13 protein-coding genes are annotated in these 17,988 nt (G+C 64.6%); 4 read left to right on the top strand and 9 right to left on the bottom strand.

Features of this window, described 5'->3' with window-relative positions:
- Window positions 1-151: 151 nt before the first annotated feature.
- Together OU11_RS06585 and OU11_RS06590 are read right to left on the bottom strand one after the other, a co-directional pair.
- A complete protein-coding gene (locus OU11_RS06585; protein ID WP_052122749.1) occupies window positions 152-1,279 on the bottom strand; it encodes a class E sortase in 1,128 nt (375 codons plus the stop codon).
- On the bottom strand, window positions 1,276-2,031 hold the full coding sequence (locus OU11_RS06590) for a DUF881 domain-containing protein (protein ID WP_033515464.1): 756 nt from the start codon (window positions 2,029-2,031) through the stop codon (window positions 1,276-1,278). The genes OU11_RS06585 and OU11_RS06590 overlap by 4 nt, the downstream gene beginning before the upstream one ends.
- 94 nt (window positions 2,032-2,125) lie before the next feature.
- Here OU11_RS06590 and crgA point away from each other — a divergent pair, with 94 nt between their 5' ends.
- Window positions 2,126-2,578 carry a cell division protein CrgA gene (crgA, locus tag OU11_RS06595; RefSeq protein WP_033515574.1) on the top strand — a complete coding sequence of 151 codons (453 nt, stop codon included), beginning with the start codon at window positions 2,126-2,128 and terminating at the stop codon, window positions 2,576-2,578.
- A gap of 224 nt (window positions 2,579-2,802) precedes the next feature.
- On the opposite strand, the gene OU11_RS06600 is transcribed toward crgA, so the two are convergent.
- Together OU11_RS06600 and OU11_RS06605 are read right to left on the bottom strand one after the other, a co-directional pair.
- Window positions 2,803-4,176, bottom strand: coding sequence for a THUMP-like domain-containing protein (locus OU11_RS06600; protein ID WP_188599654.1), 1,374 nt, complete (start codon window positions 4,174-4,176; stop codon window positions 2,803-2,805).
- Between the two features lie 261 nt (window positions 4,177-4,437).
- Window positions 4,438-5,229 carry a rhomboid family intramembrane serine protease gene (locus OU11_RS06605; protein WP_033515468.1) on the bottom strand — a complete coding sequence of 264 codons (792 nt, stop codon included), beginning with the start codon at window positions 5,227-5,229 and terminating at the stop codon, window positions 4,438-4,440.
- A gap of 143 nt (window positions 5,230-5,372) precedes the next feature.
- Between OU11_RS06605 and OU11_RS06610 the strand changes: the two genes are divergently transcribed.
- Complete coding sequence (locus OU11_RS06610) at window positions 5,373-5,612, top strand: hypothetical protein (RefSeq protein ID WP_033515470.1); 240 nt, start codon at window positions 5,373-5,375, stop codon at window positions 5,610-5,612.
- 259 nt (window positions 5,613-5,871) lie between these two features.
- Here the strand turns inward: OU11_RS06610 and OU11_RS06615 are convergent, their stop codons facing one another.
- Window positions 5,872-8,328, bottom strand: a complete 2,457-nt coding sequence (locus tag OU11_RS06615; RefSeq protein WP_033515472.1) for a glycogen/starch/alpha-glucan phosphorylase — start codon at window positions 8,326-8,328, stop codon at window positions 5,872-5,874.
- Window positions 8,329-8,702: 374 nt separating this feature from the next.
- Here OU11_RS06615 and OU11_RS06620 point away from each other — a divergent pair, with 374 nt between their 5' ends.
- On the top strand, window positions 8,703-9,134 hold the full coding sequence (locus tag OU11_RS06620; RefSeq protein ID WP_033515474.1) for a sterol carrier family protein: 432 nt from the start codon (window positions 8,703-8,705) through the stop codon (window positions 9,132-9,134).
- A gap of 226 nt (window positions 9,135-9,360) precedes the next feature.
- Here the strand turns inward: OU11_RS06620 and OU11_RS06625 are convergent, their stop codons facing one another.
- Window positions 9,361-9,747: a DUF3073 domain-containing protein gene (locus tag OU11_RS06625; protein WP_033515476.1), complete on the bottom strand. Its 387-nt coding sequence runs from the start codon at window positions 9,745-9,747 to the stop codon at window positions 9,361-9,363.
- Between the two features lie 134 nt (window positions 9,748-9,881).
- Here OU11_RS06625 and trpS point away from each other — a divergent pair, with 134 nt between their 5' ends.
- Entirely contained in the window at window positions 9,882-10,982 is a 1,101-nt protein-coding gene (trpS, locus tag OU11_RS06630; protein ID WP_033515478.1) for a tryptophan--tRNA ligase, read from the top strand.
- Window positions 10,983-11,069: 87 nt separating this feature from the next.
- Here the strand turns inward: trpS and ilvA are convergent, their stop codons facing one another.
- The 3 genes from ilvA to OU11_RS08675 form a co-directional block, all read right to left on the bottom strand.
- Window positions 11,070-12,335, bottom strand: coding sequence for a threonine ammonia-lyase (gene ilvA / locus OU11_RS06635; protein WP_033515576.1), 1,266 nt, complete (start codon window positions 12,333-12,335; stop codon window positions 11,070-11,072).
- A gap of 219 nt (window positions 12,336-12,554) precedes the next feature.
- Complete coding sequence (locus tag OU11_RS06640) at window positions 12,555-14,384, bottom strand: alpha-glucosidase (RefSeq protein ID WP_033515480.1); 1,830 nt, start codon at window positions 14,382-14,384, stop codon at window positions 12,555-12,557.
- A gap of 488 nt (window positions 14,385-14,872) precedes the next feature.
- Window positions 14,873-17,242: a Sip1-related alpha-galactosidase gene (locus OU11_RS08675; protein WP_052122750.1), complete on the bottom strand. Its 2,370-nt coding sequence runs from the start codon at window positions 17,240-17,242 to the stop codon at window positions 14,873-14,875.
- Between the last annotated feature and the right edge of the window lie 746 nt (window positions 17,243-17,988).

Below are 17,988 nucleotides of genomic sequence, written 5' to 3' on the forward strand. Positions count from 1 at the left end.
CATATGAGTGCGGGAGGCCATCGCGTTATATCGGCCCGTGCGGGCGGGTTCCGCGCGTGTCCGCACGCGTCTCGTTCCGTGCGGACGCGTGCGCCACGCATCGCGCGTGCGCCGTAATCGCGCCCGCGTCTATCGTCCACGGGGGAGACCGTCAGACGGCCACGTAGTTCGACATGTCGCGCAGATACGGGATGTTCGCCGCCAGCCATGGGTATCCCCATTCGAGCAAGGCTGCGGCCGCGGCCACGATCAGCAGCAGCAACAGCAGCCATCGGATCGGGGCGACGCCGGGCTGGTGCCGCAGCACCCAGCCGTAGATGCTGACCTCCGGTCGGGGACGGCGGCCCTCTCTGATCTCGCGCAGCACCGGCCAGCGCCACGCCACGGCCGCGGCGAGGAAGATCACGACGTAGGCGATCAGCGCCGCGATCACGATCGGGCGCATCGAGCCCAGCCGTTCGATGGCGGAGGGCTGGCGGGTGTTGATGAATCGGACGGTGCCGGATGCGTCGGTCGTCGTCAGCTCCGCGGGCACGCCGTCCGAGATCTTGGCCCAGTAATCGAACTCGCCGTAGCTGATCCACCGGTGGGTGGCCGCGGTGTATTTCGGTTCGCAGGTGGTCAGCGTGATCATCCGCTTGACGGGTTCGGCGCCGGGATCCTCGGGGTTGGCCGCCACCACGTCCGTACGGTCCGGCGTGACGATCTCGTAGCTGGTGTAGTGGTACACATACCAGTAGTTCTGTGTGCGGATGACGATGGCGTCGCCCTCCTGCAGCTTGTCCACATCGCCCAACGGCTGTCCGTAGCCGTTGCGGTGGCCCGCGACGGCGAAGTTGCCGACCTGCCCGGGCATCTGGCTGGTGGTGTAGTGGCCCATGCCGTGCCGGTTCAGCTGTTCCAGCGTGGTGCCCTCGACGATGTTGCGCTCCCACTGGTCGCCGAATCGGGGAATGTAGATCTGGGCGATGAGGTCCCCCTCCGCGGGGTTCTCCGGCTGCACCGGCGGCTCGCCCTCCTGTTTGGGCGCGATCGCCGTCTGGTCGTCGTCCGCCACCGGCGACTGCCAGGAGACGGACTGCCGGGCCTCCACCTGCTCGTGCTCGGCCTGCACTCCCGTCCACCACATCTGCCAGACGATGTACAGCGCGCACACCGCCGCCAGCGTGAACAGCAGCTCCATCAGGATGCCGAGCACCCCCCACAGCGCCCCATGCCGGCGGCCGTCCTGCCCGGCGCCCGCCGTGGTCCGGTATCCCCGCTGTACCCCGTGTCTCATTGCTGCGTCCCTTCGGTCTCCTGGATCACGGTGGCGTACCGCAGGGGTTGCAGCGACGCCGCCGACTCCTTGAACTGCAGATCGGTCTTGGTCTCCACCTTCCATCCGAGACCGAACGTACTGACGTATTCCCGATAGATGCTCACGGCCTCCGAACGTTCCAGGGAGGCCATCATCTCATCCACCGGCCCGATCGCCGAGATGGTGTATGGCGGCGAATACTGTTTGCCCTGCAGCAGCAGTACGTTGCCGGAGCAGATCACCGCCGAATTGAACAGGACGCGCTGGTCCTGGATCATCATCGATTCGGCGCCCCCGGCCCACAGCGCGTTGACCACCGCCTCGATATCCTGCTGGTGCACCACGTAGTCGTTGATGTTCGTGGCGGAACCGGACCCGTCGACGGCGGACTCCCACAACGGGGAGTCGTCCAGCGTCACCGTCACGCCCGGACCGTGCACCGCGGGCAGCGTGGTGCTGGTGCCCGCCTCCTCGGAATCAGTGGACGACGATCCGATCAGATCGTTCAACGCGGACAGCCGCGAGCTCAGGTCGTCGACCTCCTTGCGCAGGCTGTTGACCTGTTCGACGCGCCGCTCCACCAGATCCGCGGTATCGGAGGTCACGACGGTGGTGCGGTTCACGCGCAGATTCGTCACCAGCAGGAAGCCGGTCAGCGCGATGACCAGGAACACGGCAAGCCCGCCGGCCCATGTCCGCCGTATTCCGTGTCTGCCGCCATGACGCGCCATATGTCCTCCAAACCAACGTTTTCGGATGCCTGTTGGCCGCTTTCGAGTCTACCCACTATTATGACTTTTAGCCTATTGAATGGAGACTATGCTGATGGCTGACGAAGAGCTGCACGAAACCGACGCGCAGGACCAGAAGGACTGGCAGAACGAGGTCGATTCCACGGCCGCCGACGCCGAACCCGCCGACGTGGACGAAACCGCCGCTGTGGACGGTGACGACGAGGACTACGGCATCCCGATGGACAAGGTCGAGGCCGTGCTCAACGCGACCGCCGACAAGGCCTCGCTCACCCCGCAGATGCAGCGGATGATGCAGCGCCAGGCCGAGAACACCCGCCGCGTGGAGGAGTCCATCAAGGGCACCAAGTCCAATCCGCGCTGGTTCGTGCCCCTGTTCTGCGCGTTCATGATCATCGGCCTGATCTGGGCCGTGGTCTACTACCTGTCCGGCAACTACCCGATTCCGGGCATCGGCGCCTGGAACCTGGGCATCGCGCTGGGCATCATCCTCATCGGCTTCCTGATGACGATGTGGTGGCGCTGAGGCCGCACACCGCGCACACGAATCATCGTTTCACTCCCGACAACGCGTCCGGGGCGTCCGCCGACGCCGTCCGGACGCGTTGTCGTACCCATCCGCCGCAACCGTTGCGCGACGGGCACCATCCGTAACGGCAATCAACGGTCCCGGAACCGGCGGCCGCCCGGTCGCGACGCTGGACCGACGGCGGTGCTGAACCAGTGCCGCAGCCGGCTTCGCAACCGGTCCTACTCCCGGTCCAGCCGCGTCGCGCGGATCAGGATATGCCGGCGGGCGCGGTCGGTGGTGGCGAACAGGTAGGTGTCGCCGCCGTCCTTGAGTTTGAGTTTCCGCCGCAACTGGTCGACCGTCATCGGGAAGTTGCGGGTGGTGATGTTGGCTTGGGTCAGGCCCGCCACCACCCGTTTCAGGTCCTTCTTCGCAAGCGTCGCCATGGCGTCGATACGGAATCCACGTCCCGGGAATCCGGGGACGGGCCGGTCCGTGACGTACAGGTGGCTGTTCGCGGTCAGCGGGGTCAGGCCGTAGCGTGCGCCGAGCTCGGCGAAACATCCCGCCTTCATGATCGCCGCGTTCGGCTCGTACAGGTAGCGGTGCGCGGCGGCCGTGGCGGCACCCGCACTGTCATCCCCGCCGTCCCCGCCGGTTTCGGCGGCGATATCCCCACGTACGTCGTCGTACACGTCGCCGCGCATATCCCCCGACTCCGGCGTGTACGCGAACCGCTCCTCCCCCTGCGGGGTGAGATTGACGCACTGCACCAGCGGTACGGGAGCGGCGTTCCGTCGCAGCACGAGCAACAGTTCCTTGCACTCGTTGGAGACCGCCACGATATGCACCTCATCCACGACGCCGCCCAGATCATCGACGGCCTTATGCCAGTCGAGCATGGGCGACAGCTTCACGATGACGACCCTCGCCTTGCGCAGCAGCCCATCCCGCAGCACCAGCACGTCGGGCGTGCAGTCGGCGATGGCATAGGTGCGGGCACCGTGGGTGTCACGGCGGGCGGGGTCCAGATAGATCACGTCGACCGGGTCCATGGCGTCCAGATGGGATTCGGCCTGCGCGTTGACGATCCGCACGCCGTCCAGCCCCAGCGCCGCCACGTTGTGGCGGACGATCTCGCAGAGCTGGGACTGGCGCTCCACGTAGACCGCATGCGCGAACCGGCGGGCCATATAGGAGAAATCGACGCCGAACCCGCCGGTCAGGTCGGTCAGCGTGCCTTCGGAAGCGGGACGGGACTCGGACGTGTGCGACTGTGCGGCCCGTTCCGCTGCCGGGGGTTCCGGGACGGCGTCCGCCGTCGTCGTTTCCACCGGGCCGGCGCCGGCCAGCAGGCGTGCGGCCAGACGGGCCTTGTATCGGGCGGTGGGTTCGGACGAGCACTGTTCCATGGCGAGATGCGGCGGGTAGATGATGTCGTCGACGTCCGCCCATTGGGGCAGTTTGCGGCGTGCGGTCTGCCATCCGGCGATCTGGTCGAGCGCCCAGGTCAGGTCGAGCCCTTCGACACGTTTGGCGTGCAGGGCGAGGTCCCGGACGTCGTCGGTCCGGTGCCCACGGACGAAGGCCCGGGTCTGTTCGCTGATATCCACGCCCATATTGTAAGCGGTATGCCGTCGGCGCGGTTATCCACAGTGCGAACGGCATGGAACCGTGGATAATGTGGATAAACTCATCCACAATCGTCCACACCGGCAAAACCGTTGAAAGACAAGGGTTCTCGCGGCCTTTTGTGGATAACTGCGCGCGTTTTCCACCGGTTATCCCCGACTTGTCCCCAAGTTATCCACATCCTTTTCCACAATTGTGGAAAACTACACCTGTGTGGTTTGGATCGGGAAGGCGGGAGGGCCTTACACCAGCAACGCCAGCCATCCCGCCGGATTCGCCAGGTTGCACAGCAGGATCACGGCCACCACCAGAACAAACACCGCGCCGCCGTACACGGCGGAACGGTACGCCAGACTCTTGCCACGCAGCGCATGGGGCCCGGAGACCAGCAGCCAGGTGAACAACGCGCCGACCAGGAATCCCCCCAGATGCGCCTGCCAGGCCACATTGCTGACGACCACCGGCATCAGGAAGTTGATGACCATCCACACCATCATGGACGTGATGTCGGCGCCCACCCGGCGATACACGATCAGCACCGCCGCGAACAGGCCGAACAGCGCCCCGGAGGCACCGTAGGCGGCGGTGAACCAGCCCACGCCGTTCGGGGCCAGGGCGCCCCACAGCATCATGCCCATGCCGCCGCCGACGCCCGAAAGCATGTACAGCGCGAGGAACGGCCAGTGGCCCATCAGCCGCTCCAGCATCGGCCCGACCGACCACAACGTCAGCATGTTGAACAGGATATGCAGGATCGACGTCGGCTGATGCAGGAACATCGACGTGATGAACGTCCACGGCCGTCCGACGGCCAGCATCGGCTGGATCGCGCCGAAACCCACCACCGCGTTCAACGCGGCGGGCGAGACGAACGACAGCACCAGCTCGACCAGCCAGACCGCCACGCAGATGATCGCGATGGCGGCGGTGAACACGGGGCCGTTGTCGCGCCAGTGGTACCGGATCGCGCGTTTGGAGAACAGATCGCGCAGGGTCGGGGACTCGGGGAACAGGTTGAAACCACGGTATGCCATGGCTCCACTCTACCGGGGGCGCGCAACGAATCCCCCGGTCTTTTGCATTGCGGAAATCCACCACATCGTTACAAACATCGCCGTATCATGGATAGCAGAGTTGGCTTGGATGAGCAGGCCACATGTACGGAAAGGAGGCCGCTATGGAGCGTAAGTCGTCCAGCGGTTGGAAGTTCTTCGCGTTGCTGTTCGGTGCACTGCTTGCCGCAGTCGTCGGTCTGTACATCTACAAGCAGCAGAACCCGGATTATGATCCGTGGGAGGAACCGTGGGAGAACAGCTCCTCGCCCGTCGACCTGGGCCTGGCCAAGGAGGTCGCCGCCGAGGCGCCGGCCGCCGAGGTTGAGGAAGCCGAAGCCGCGGAAGCTCCGGAAGAGGCCTGATCGGGTTTCATCCGTTTTCACCCGCATTTGGACTTGAGGTCCGTCCCTGCACAGGGGCGGACCTTTTCGTATGCATACACAACGCATTGAGGCTCACACCATCGGGTGTGAGCCTCAATGTCAATGCTCACCGAGCGGACGCTCCGTCAACCCCACAAAGGCGAGCGGAGCGAACCGAGTGACGCGTGCGGCCGCAAGACGCGGGAGACGAAGGCGTACAGAGGTACGTCGAGTCCCCCGCAACGCGGCGGACGCTCCGTCAGTCGGCGAGCGGGCCGGTCATCCAGATGCGCTCGAGGTAATCCTCGATCGAGCGGTCCGAGCTGAAGTAGCCGGAGTTCGCCACGTTGAGGAGGGCCTTGCGGTGCCACTCGAGCGGGGTGCGGTACAGGGCCTCGATGTCGGCCTGGATGGCGGTGTAGGAGTCGAAGTCGGCCAGGGTCATGAAGTAGTCCTTGGTCAACCAGTCGGCAACGAGCGGCGCGAAGGTGTTGCGGTCGCCGTTGGAGAAGGTGCCGTTGGAGATCATGTCGATGGCCTGCTTCAGGCGCGGGTTGGCCTCATAGTAGGCGGCCGGGCCGTAGCCCTTCTCGTAGAGCGCCTCGACCTCGTCGACGGTCATGCCGAAGAGGAAGAAGTTCTCGGCGCCGACGCGTTCGCGGATCTCCACGTTCGCGCCGTCGAGCGTGCCGACGGTCAGCGCGCCGTTGAGAGCGAACTTCATGTTGCCGGTGCCCGAGGCCTCCTTGCCGGCCTGCGAGATCTGCTCGTCCAGGTCGGTGGCGGGGATCAGGTGCTGGGCCAGGCGCACGTTGTAGTTCCACGGGAAGAACACGTTGAGCTTGCCCTTGACGTCCGGATCGTTGTTGACCACGCGGGCCACGTTGTTGATCAGCTGGATCGTCAGCTTGGCCATGTAGTAGCCCGGAGCGGACTTGGCGCCGAAGATCACGGTGCGCGGCATGACCTCGTCGGCGGACATGTTGCCGTTCTTGATATCCGCGTAGCGGGCGATCAGGGCCAGGATCTTCAGGCTCTGACGCTTGTACTCGTGCAGACGCTTGATCATCGAGTTGAACATGGTGTCCGGGTTCATGTCGAAGCCGTACTGGCGCTTGGCGTAGTTGGCGAAGCTCACCTTGTTGGCGTGCTTGACCTCTGCGAACTTCTTGACGAACTCGTCATCCTGGGCCAGCGGCTCGAGGCCCTTGAGCAGCTCGAGGTCGCTCAGCCACTTGTCGGTACCCAGACCCTCGGTGATCAGGTCGGACAGGCGCGGGTTGGCCAGCTTGATGAAGCGGCGCGGGGTCACGCCGTTGGTCACGTTCGTGAACTTCTCGCCGTACAGGTCGGAGAAGTCCTTGAGCGTGATGTCCTTGAGCAGCTGCGAGTGCAGCTCGGCCACGCCGTTGACGTGCGAACCGCCGGCCACGGCCAGGTAGGCCATGCGCACCTGCGGGTCGTCGCCCTCGGTGACGATGCGCATGCGCTCGATCTTGGCCTTGTCACGGGTCTTGCCGGAGATCTCGGCCATGAAGTGGTCGTTGATCTGGTAGATGATCTCCAGGTGGCGCGGCAGCAGCTCGCCGATCAGGTGGGCCGGCCACACCTCGAGCGCCTCCGGCAGCAGCGTATGGCAGGTGTAGTTGAAGGTGCGGGTGGTGATGTTCCACGCGGTATCCCAGTCGTAGCCGTACTCGTCGATCAGCACGCGCATGAGCTCGGGGATGCCGATGACCGGGTGCGTGTCGTTGAGCTGGAACGTGATCTTGTCCGGGAAGGTGGTCAGGTCCGGATGCTCCTGGCCCGGGTAGAACACGCGGATCGCGTCGTGGATGGACGCGGCCACGAAGAAGTACTGCTGCTGCAGACGCAGACGCTTGCCCTGCGGGGTGGAGTCCTCCGGGTACAGGATCTTGGAGATGTTCTCGGCGTCGACCTGCGGGCGGACGGCGTTGAGGTAATCGGAACGGTTGAAGGTGAGCAGGTCGAACTCATCGTAGCTCTTGGCGGTCCACAGGCGCAGCGTGTTCACGCGGCCCGAGGCGTAGCCCGGCACCATGTAGTCGACCGGCACGGCGCGCACGCAGGTGGCCGGATGCCACACGCGCTTGCCGTCCTCGTCGGCCACGTAGCCGCCGAAGTCCACGCGCTGCGAGCGGTTGTAGTCGACGTGGCCCCACGGCTCCTCGTTGGCGAGCCAGTATTCCGGGTTCTCGATCTGCTGGCCCTGCTCGTTGAAGGACTGCTTGAAGATGCCGTACTTGTACTGGATGCCGTAGCCGAACGCCGGCACGCCCAGCGAGGCCAGCGAGTCGATGAAGCAGGCGGCGAGGCGGCCCAGGCCGCCGTTGCCCAGCGCGGGCTCGTACTCAGAATCGATGACGTCCTGGTAGTCGAAGCCGAGCTGCTCGACGGCCTCGTCGAACTGCTCGGTCAGGCCGGCGTTGAGCAGCGCGTTGCGCAGCTGCTTGCCCATCAGGAACTCGGCGCTCAGGTAGCCGACGGCCTTGGTGTTGCCGTTGACCATGTCCTGCTGCGTCTTCATCCAGGAATCCATGAGATGACGACGCACGGCGGTGGAGGCGGCGACGTACACGTCGGCCGGCGTGGCCTGTTCGACGGTCACGCCCTGCATGTACTTGAGCTGCTCGCGGATCTCATCCGCGAACTCCGCAGTCGTGATGGGGGACTTCGGTGCGGTAATTTCAGTCATTATCTGACTCCCTCTGACGGATAATACTCCGAGAAACATTATGCCTTGAATCAGCCCGCTCCGGCCATCTGCGACATGAACGGCGCATGACATCTTGCATACGTTTTCATCCCTGAGCCTAGCACGACCCCTACAGAAATCAGCCAAGTCCGGAGTCCACGGTTTCGCCGCTCCTGCGTCCACGTCGGAGGAATCATGTGTGTGAGCGCGCACACTCCGCCCGATACGGCAAAGTTCCCAGATCCGGATAAACCCGAAGGCCCGACATTCCACCGGGCACCAACGGTCATCAGCCCGAGAGACAATGCGCAGTGCCGGCCACAATGCCGGTCGCGAGGAACCGACGGTCATCAGCCCGAGGGACAATGGCTCGCATGGCAGTGATACGGGAACAGGATCTGGATAAGGGGCGGTCGGCGTTCGCCCAGTGGCGCGACGCGGCGAAGGACATGCTCAACGGCACCGGAACGCAGGCATCGACAGCGGCGTTCCGACTCTCGCTGAAACCGAGCCTGCCGCGGCCCGTCTGGGCGATGGCGGTGCGCTACTCGCTGCATCTGCTGGAACGCAAGGCGCCCGGCCCCGGCGTGGAGGTGCGTGTGGCACCGTGGGGCGCGATCAAGATCCTCGAGGGACCGGCCTCCGACCCACACAACCTGACCCCGCCGGACGTCATCGAGCTCGACCCGGAGGTGTGGCTGCGCCTGGCCGCGGGCATCACCACATGGTCCGAGGAGAAGGAGGCCGGCCGCATCACCGCCGTCGGCGAGCGCGACGACCTGAGCGACCTCCTACCGCTGTTGTGAGCGCCCGCACGCTCTGTCCCATCGCGATCCATCGTGACCCATCGTGACCGTGACACAACCGTCCCAACACGCCCGGCCTCTACGGACTCTGATCCATCGTGACCGTAATCTATTCCCCAAAACGGCGGAATAGCGCCATTCCGGAACATAGATCACGGTCACAAAGTGTCAGAGTCCGTACAGGCCGGGCGTGTTTGTTAAGACCTTGAGCGGTGGAGGGAAACGCTTACTTGCCGGCGGCGGGCTTGGGCTTGAGGGCGCTCGGCATCGGCATGGGGATCGGACGCGGCTTGGGCGCGGCCTTCACCGCGGGCATCTCGCCGCTGGTCGCCTTCGCGGCGGCTTCGGCGGCCCACTTGGCGTACTCGTCCAAATCATCATCCACCGGGTCTGCGGTGTCCTCGGCGTACGCGTCCTCATACCCGTCATCGGCCGCATCGTCCGCATCGTGGACGTACTGGACCTCTTCATGCGAGAACGGATCGACCGAACCGGTGCCCGGCTCCTGCGCGCTGAGCTCCTTGGCGAGCTCGTCGTAATCGGTGTCGGTGGTCAGATACTTGAGCTTCCGGGCTATTTTCTGCTGTTTTGCCTTCTGTCGTCCGCGGCCCATCTGACCCCCTGAGGATTACTATGCGTTCAATTCATCACATAAGAGCGTACCACTAGTACGCCCCCGTTCGTTGTCGGCTCAGCCTTTTACGATGAAAACCAGCCGAAAACCGAACTATTGCAAGGGATGCGAAGATGACGAACGAGACAGTGGAACCCGATATCACCGCGGCGGGCAATGAGGTGAGCGCCAGCTTCCTCGCCGCCAAGAAGCGTTCGGATGAGACGCTGGCCGCGCTGGAGGCGAATCCCGGCAAGTTCACGATGCTGACCGGCGACCGCCCGACCGGCCGCCTGCATCTGGGCCATTACTTCGGCACGATTCTGGAGCGCGTCCGCATGCAGGACAAGGGCGTGCACACCAACATCATCATCGCCGACTACCAGGTCATCACCGACCGCGACACCACCGAGCACATCGAGGACAACGTGCTCAACCTGGTGATCGAGTATCTGGCGGCGGGCATCGACCCGAACAAGACCATGATCTTCACACATTCCGCGGTGCCGGCCGAGAACCAGCTCATGCTGCCGTTCCTCTCGCTGGTCACCGAGTCCGAGCTGCACCGCAACCCGACGGTCAAGGCCGAGATGGAGGCCTCGGGCCACGCGCTGACCGGCCTGCTGCTGACCTATCCGATCCATCAGGCGTGCGACATCCTGTTCTGCAAGGGCAACGTCGTGCCGGTGGGCAAGGACCAGCTCCCGCACATCGAAATCACGCGCACGATCGCGCGCCGGTTCAACGAGCGTTACGCCAAGAAGCATCCGGTATTCCCGGAGCCGGCCGCCATCCTGTCCGAGGCGCCGGAGATCCCGGGTCTGGACGGCCGCAAGATGAGCAAGTCGTACGGCAATGCGATCTCGCTGGGCGCCACCGCCGAGGAGACGGCCAAGCTCATCAAGAAGAGCCCGACCGATTCTGAGCGCATGATCACGTTCGACCCGGTCAACCGCCCGCAGGTCTCCGCGCTGCTGACCACCGCCGGTCTGGCGACCGGTCGCGACCCGAAGGAAATCGCCGAGGAGATCGGCAATGCCGGCGCCGGCGCGCTCAAGCAGTATGTGACCGAGTCGGTCAACGCGTTCCTGGCCCCGCACCGCGAGCGCCGCGCCGAGCTGGCCAAGGATATGGACACGATCCGCGACATCCTGCACGAGGGCAACAAGCGCGCGAATGCGATCGCCGAGGAGACACTCGACGAGGTGCGCGCCGCCATGGGCATGAAGTACTGACGTCGCGGCGGCGATAGCCGGCAATGACGAAAGCGCAACGGTGGATGCCGTTGCGCTTTTCATGTATGAGGCACGATGCCGCAGCGTTCAGTAAATCCGCCGGGGCTGGTAGCCGGCTTCGCGCAGGGCCGCGAGGATACGGTCGATGTGGTCGGGGCCGTTGGTCTCCACGGTGACGCCGAGCGCGACGGCGTTCGTGTAGACGCCGCTGGCCTTGAACTGGTCGTGGTCCAGGGCGATGACGTTCGCGCGTTCCTGCGCCAGGATGGTGGCCACCTTGACGAGCTGGCCCGGGGTATCCGGCAGTTCGACCTCGAAGTTCATGATGCGCCCGCGGGCGATCATGCCCTTCTGGATGACCGCGCCGATGGTGACGGTATCGATGTTGCCGCCGGAGACGATCGGCACCACCACATGCGGTCCCGGCGCGGAGGCGAACTTGCGCGAGCGCAGGTTCAGATGCTCCAAGGCCGCCAGGGACACCGCGCCCGCGGCCTCCACCACCAGCTTGTGCTTCTCCAGCATGAGCAGGATCATCTCGTTGATGTCGCGTTCGCTGACGGTGACCAGATCGTCCAGGAACTCGTTGAGCAGGGCGAAGGTCAGGTCGCCCGGACGTTTGACGGCCACGCCCTCGGCCGACGTGACCACCTGGTCGGCGGCCACCACGCGACCGGCGGCCAACGAGTTCTTGAACGCGGGAGAACCCTCCGGGATCGCGCCGATCACGCGGACCTCGGGTTTGAAGGTCTTGACGGCGAGCGCCACGCCCGCGCCAAGTCCGCCGCCGCCCAGGGGCACGACGATATCGGTCACGTCGGGCACGTCCTCGAGGATCTCCAGGCCGATGGTGCCCTGGCCGCACAGCACCTCGTAGTCGTCGAACGGCGGCACATAGATCATGCCCTGCTTCTCGCTCAGCTCGGCGGCGTAGGCGGCGGCCTCGTCGAACACGTCGCCGTGCAGCACCACGTCGGCGCCGTACGCCTTGGTGGCGTCGACCTTCAGGGGCGGGGTGATCTGCGGCATCAGGATGGTGGCCTTCGCACCGCGTTCCCGGGCGGCGTAGGCCACGCCCTGCGCATGGTTGCCGGCTGAGGCGGTGACGATGCCGCGCGCGAGCTCCTCCTCGCTCAGGGAGGCGATCTTGTTGTAGGCGCCGCGGATCTTGAACGATCCGGTGACCTGCAGGTTCTCGGGCTTGAGCAGAATCGTGTGGCCGGTCATCTCCGACAGGACCGGCGAGGGGATGATTTCCGTGTGTTTCGCGGTGCCGTCAAGACGCTCGGCGGCGAGCTTCAGTTCGGCGGCATGGTCACGCTGCAATGCTTTGAGGACGTCGTTCTGTTCCATATACGGCATTGTAGGCGGCTGCGGCGAACCGCGGCCGCCGGCGTCCATTTTCACCGAAACACGTATTCCCGCGGGCGGACACGCAAGCCCGAGCATACGACCCCGAACGCAAGTGCCCACGGCTGCGGCATACGCCCGAAGACAGCCAAGCGGCGCATAGTCCCGCGGATGGGAGTATGCGCCGCTTAGCATGCGTTGACCGAGGTACGGCCGATCCGATCAGATCCGGACGACGACGCCCTCCCACGGGGCCAGCGTGCCGGCCTGGAGGGACGCGACCGCGTGGGCGACGTCGTAGCCGCCCTCGGCGGGCACGTCATACGTGTCGATCACCACAGCGTCGGCCGCGATCTCACCGGGCAGCAGCGCGGCGGATTCGGCGGGCACGGCCGCGTCGGCGGCGCTCATGTTGACCATAACCAGCAGTCGTTCGCCGTCGAGCGTGCGGGTGAAGGCGTAGACCCGCTCGTCGTCGGCGTCGACCAGTTCCCACGCGCCGGCGGCCACGACCGGGTTCTCGTGGCGCAGCGCGATGAGACGCTGGTAGAACGCGTACACGGAATCGGGGTCGTTGACCTCGGCGGCGGCGTTGATGGCGTCATGGTTCGGGTTGACCGAGATCCACGGCCCGACGGCGGCGTCCGCATCCATGAAGCCGGCATAGGCGGAATCGTCCCATTGCATCGGCGTGCGCGCATTGTCGCGGCTGCGCTTGGCGAACGCGTCCATGATCGATTCGGCGGTCTGCACCTGGGCCTCCTCCACACGCTGGCGGTAGGCGTTCAGGGTCTCCAGGTCGCGGTACTGGTCGAGGCGGGTGAAGTGGGCGTTGGTCATGCCCAGCTCCTCGCCCTGATAGATGTACGGGGTACCGCGGTGCATGTGCAGCATCAGGCCGACGGCCTTCGCGGAGCGCGGGGATTCGTCGCCCCAGCGGGAGGCGGGGCGCGGCTGGTCGTGGTTGCTGTCGAACAGGCTCGTCCAGCCGGCCTCATGCACGGCGCGCTGCTGGTCGCCCAGCGTCTGCTTGAGCGCGGTGAGTTTGAACGGCACGGGGTTCCACTTGGTGCCGTCGCAGTCGAAGTCCATGTGGGTGAACACGAAGAGCATGTCGAGCTCGCCGTTGGCCGGGTTGGTGATGACGCTGTTGCGCGCCGCGTCGATGCCCGGGGCCTCGCCCACGGTGATGAACCCGTCGCGGCCGGCGAACACCTCGCGGCGCATCTCCTGCAGGTACTCGTCCACACGCGGACCGTCGGAGCACCAGGGGAACGGCGACGAATAGCCCTCCTCGCCCACCGGGTAGTCCTCGATCAGGGAACCGTCCTCGCCGGGCAGCTTGCCGTTGGCGTCGTAGGTCTTGGAGATCTGGGTGATCACGTCCATGCGGAAGCCGTCGATGCCGCGGTCCATCCACCAGTTCATCATGGCGTACACCGCATGGCGCACGTCCGGGTTCTCCCAGTTAAGGTCCGGCTGCTTCTTGGAGTACTGGTGCAGGAAGTATTCGCCGCGCCGCTCGTCATACTGCCAGGCGGAGCCGCCGAAGTAGGAGCCCCAGCGGTTCGGTTCGGCGCCGGGCGTGCCGGGCTCGTGGCCCTCACGCGCGGGACGCCAGATGTACCAGTCGGCGTGCGGGTCGTTCTTGTCGCGCGAAGCCTGGAACCAGGCGTGCTCGTCGGAGGTGTGGTTGACCACCAGATCCATGATGACCTTCAGGCCGCGCTTGTGGGCCTCGGACAGCATCTCGTCCACGTCGGCGAGCGTGCCGAACATCGGGTCGATGTCCTGATAGTCGGCGATGTCATAGCCGTTGTCATCCTGCGGGGACTTGAACACCGGGGACAGCCACAGCACGTCCACGCCCAGACCGGCCAGATAGTCCAGGCGCGAGGTGATGCCCTTGATGTCGCCCATGCCGTCGTTGTTGGAATCCTGGAAGCTGCGCGGATAGATCTGGTAGACGACCGCGTTCGCCCACCAGGGGTTCGGGGTCGCGCCGTTCGTACGCACCGAGTCGGGCAGTGCGGTACGCTGCGGAGTGGTCATAGGGTCCTTCCTTTCCTGCCAGCGGTTCCGCCACGAGCCCGCTGTGCCTGCCGATCTTGCGGCCGCCGCCGTGGATGGCGACGAACCGTTACGTCATCGATTGATTCCTGCTGCATTGCCCCGGGCGACCGTCGTGTTGCATACGCTTACATTCCAGACGTCCGGTATCGCACTCCCAGTATCCACCATCTTCAACAGGCCGTCAATCCCGCGTTTCCATACCATTTTCCGCAGAACAACGCCGTTTCGGCACGCATTGGAATCATGTAATCTCTGGTCATCGCACAGCCATTTTGAATACGCATACACTCCCTCCCGGCCGGCACCGGCCAGCAGGCCTGCACCAGCGACAGTTCAGTGCCGCGCCGGCCGGCATCACGCCCACCGACCAGCGCAACGCCCTCCGGCCAGCGCAACGCCTACCGACAACCCGACAACCGGTGCCACGGCTGCTGACCGGCATCGTCGGCCCACAGTCGGCATCCCGGTCATGCCTTCCAGCGGATATCCACCCTGGTATCGTCGCAATCCGCCATGCACAACGCCCCGTTCCGATGTACGGGCACCGTCTCCCCGTTGCAACGCACGTCCACGCACCGCGCATCGGGATCCAGGAGCGCAAATCGCCCCGGTTCCGCCAACCTCACCGCCATCGCCTCCGAATCGGACACCTGGTCGTCGCCGGCACCAACGGCGACCGTGGCAGGGGCCACGATCTTGTCGATCAACCCGAGCGGCATCACCGCCGCATCCCGCGACCCGTCCCACACGTAGTACAACCGGGACTCGCCATACGCCAGCAGCGGCCCGGCACTCCCCTCATCGGCACCCGGGCGGAGCCGCTCCGCTGTCATCGCCTCCCGGTCCACAACCCAGCGTTCGCCACCGTCCGCGCATGCCGGCAGCCCCCGCAACGCCTCATGCAACCGGATCCGCTGCGGCCGGTCGGGGTTCATCCCGACGAATGCCAGCAGCCGCCAGTCACCACACGTTGCGGTCACGCACCAGGCCGACTCCGCGCACGTCGGGTCGGCCAACAACGCCGACGGCACCGGCACCGCGGCCGTATCCGGTCTGGGCACACGACCATCGTTCAACAGCAACGGGCCGAACACGGCCGGATCGGTCCGCCCGGCGGCATCCGAACAGTAGACCGGCCCCGCACTCAGCGCGCGCATCAGCGCATGGGTTCGCGCATGCGGATGACTGGTCCAGAACATGTCCCAATCGCAGCGGTACAACTCCCCCATCAACAGCGAGCAGTACGCGTTCTGCAACAGATGCTCGGCCAAGGACGCCGGGTCGTGCGGCAGGAAGTCGTCGCTGGTGCGGGTCACCGCGGAGACCGGCCTATGCCAATAGCTCTCCGGCGCCATGCCCATGCAGTTGATTATCGCGCCGCCCATTTCGGTTTCGACCAGTCGATCGAGCGCGGCATGGCGTTCGATGGTCGCTTCGCCGTAGCTTTCCACGCCGCGGGTCATCGTGGACATGGAACTCTGCGAATCGATCTTGACGCAGTCGATGCCCATGTCCCTCAGCAGTGACAGCCATGTCGCCCAGAACATCGTCGCCTGCCGGCGGCCGGGGCCGGGGATCAGGCAGCCGTTCGACGTCGCAGTCAGATGCTCGGCGCCAATCAGCGCCACCGCCTGCCCGCTCGGCTCCAGACCGCTCCAGTAGCCCTGGAACGCGGCCCAGACGCCGACGTGGCGCACGCCGTACCGTTCCCGCAGCAGATCGACGGTGTGCGCCAGACCGTGCGGGAACCGTTCGGGGTCCGCGTCAAGCCCGATCAATGTTTCGGCCTCGCGGTCGGTGCGCGACCAGCCGTCATCGATCATGACCCAGGACACGGGGACGCCCTTGGCATGGAACTCCTCCATCTTCTCCACGATGGCGGCCTCGCTGACGTCACGGCCGAGCGAGTCCCACGTACACCAGCCGAACCCGGACAGGGCTTCCGGCAGCGGCCGTCGGTCAACCGTGGCGATGCCGTTGCGACGCGCGCCGGCCGCGACACAGACGCGGATGACGGCGTACGGATCGGCGCCCTGCGCCACGTAGGCGACGGTGTCGGCGAGCGCGGTGCGTCCCGCGCGGTTGGAGGCGACGTTGAGCCGGAAACGGCCGCTAATAGTGGATGGGTCGATGATGCCGGCAACGGACGAGCCGACGACGTTGCCGCCGGATGGCAAGTTGCCGCCGGAGGTACCACCGTCGACGGACTTCTGTCCGTCGGATTCCGGTCCTATATCGCCATGCAGGTCGGCGCGGACATCATCGCCGCTGAATGCCATGACGGCGGTCCATGTTGCGGCGGAAGCAGGCTCATCGGTGTCCTGCTGCGGTTTGCCGCCCGCCAAGACGCCGCCCGTCGGCACGTCGGTCTTAGCCGCTGCGGGGAGGTCGCCACGTTCGTCGCTGCGCCACAGCACCAGCTGCGTGCGGGGCGGGATATCGGCGGGATTAGTGCACCATGCCGGGCGCATCCACCATTCCTTGTGCTGATACAGGCACAGCATCGGGCCATGCGGCGCAGGCCGGACGTCGAAGGTCACCTCAAGCGCGCAATCGGGGTTGAACGTGTCCTGCTCCTGGAATCGTTTGTCATAACCGTCCGGCTGCGGAACCGCGGCGTGCACGTCGATGCGCCATGTCGGGCAATCCGCGTCGGGTTCGGCGGCGATCCGGACCACACTGTCCGGCAGGAGTACGGCATGGCCTATGGTGCCGCCGTAGCCGCGGGTTCCATTGATTATCTGCGCGGCCACCTGGCGAACAGCCACCGGGCAGTCCGCCGCCGTGTGGAGGTCGGCGGGGCTGGGCGGGGAGTCCGGAACAACGGTGTCGGGCATGGCGGTCTTCTTCGTTGGCTGACGGCGGCGCATAACGCCAGATTATCAACAGTTGAAGATGCGGGCGGGGAACGGGCCTTCTGCACACACAAGTCAACGGTTGAAAAGACGGCGGCAACAGAGCTTCTTTGGCGGACTGTCTTGCCATTTCTGCGCGATAGGACTTGACTTCTCCGGCAAGAACTTTTTTGACAAAGGAATAAAATTGATGCTGGATTGTTACTGGATCAGATACTTGCTTTTTCATAATGGCTTACTTTCCTTTCGCGCATTATCCCTTTGACGACAGAAGAAAATTTGGAAAACAGAGAAAACTTTTTTAGAAGAAATTGCAAAAACCCCGACAGGCTGAGAAACCAAAAACCTGCCGTGGATTTCTTAGGAAAAAGGCCGCAGAAAACCGTTGCCAGAGCATAAGGGAATGAACGGTATCTGTAGTTTTGGATGGGAATTTTGCCACACACAAAATCTGTCGAAATTCGACATTGAGAAATAGAAAACACGGTCAACACCTCCTAGTGCCGCCGTGTACTTTGTCGGGGAATAGTCGTCATTTTCTTTTAAGTTTATCCTTGAAAAGAAACGGCGGCTAAATTTATCATTCGTTCAAATGGACTGCAAAGCTGCCGTTCAATCAGAACGGATTCCTCCTTATGGAATCTAAGAAAATTATATCGTTGTCAAATCATGGGGAAGTTTGTCTGCGATAGGAACACGGTCAGAATAATCGTCAAATCTCGACAGAA

This window comes from Bifidobacterium pullorum DSM 20433 (genome assembly GCF_000771405.1).
In the GTDB taxonomy this organism is placed as follows: Bacteria; Actinomycetota; Actinomycetes; order Actinomycetales; family Bifidobacteriaceae; genus Bifidobacterium; species Bifidobacterium pullorum.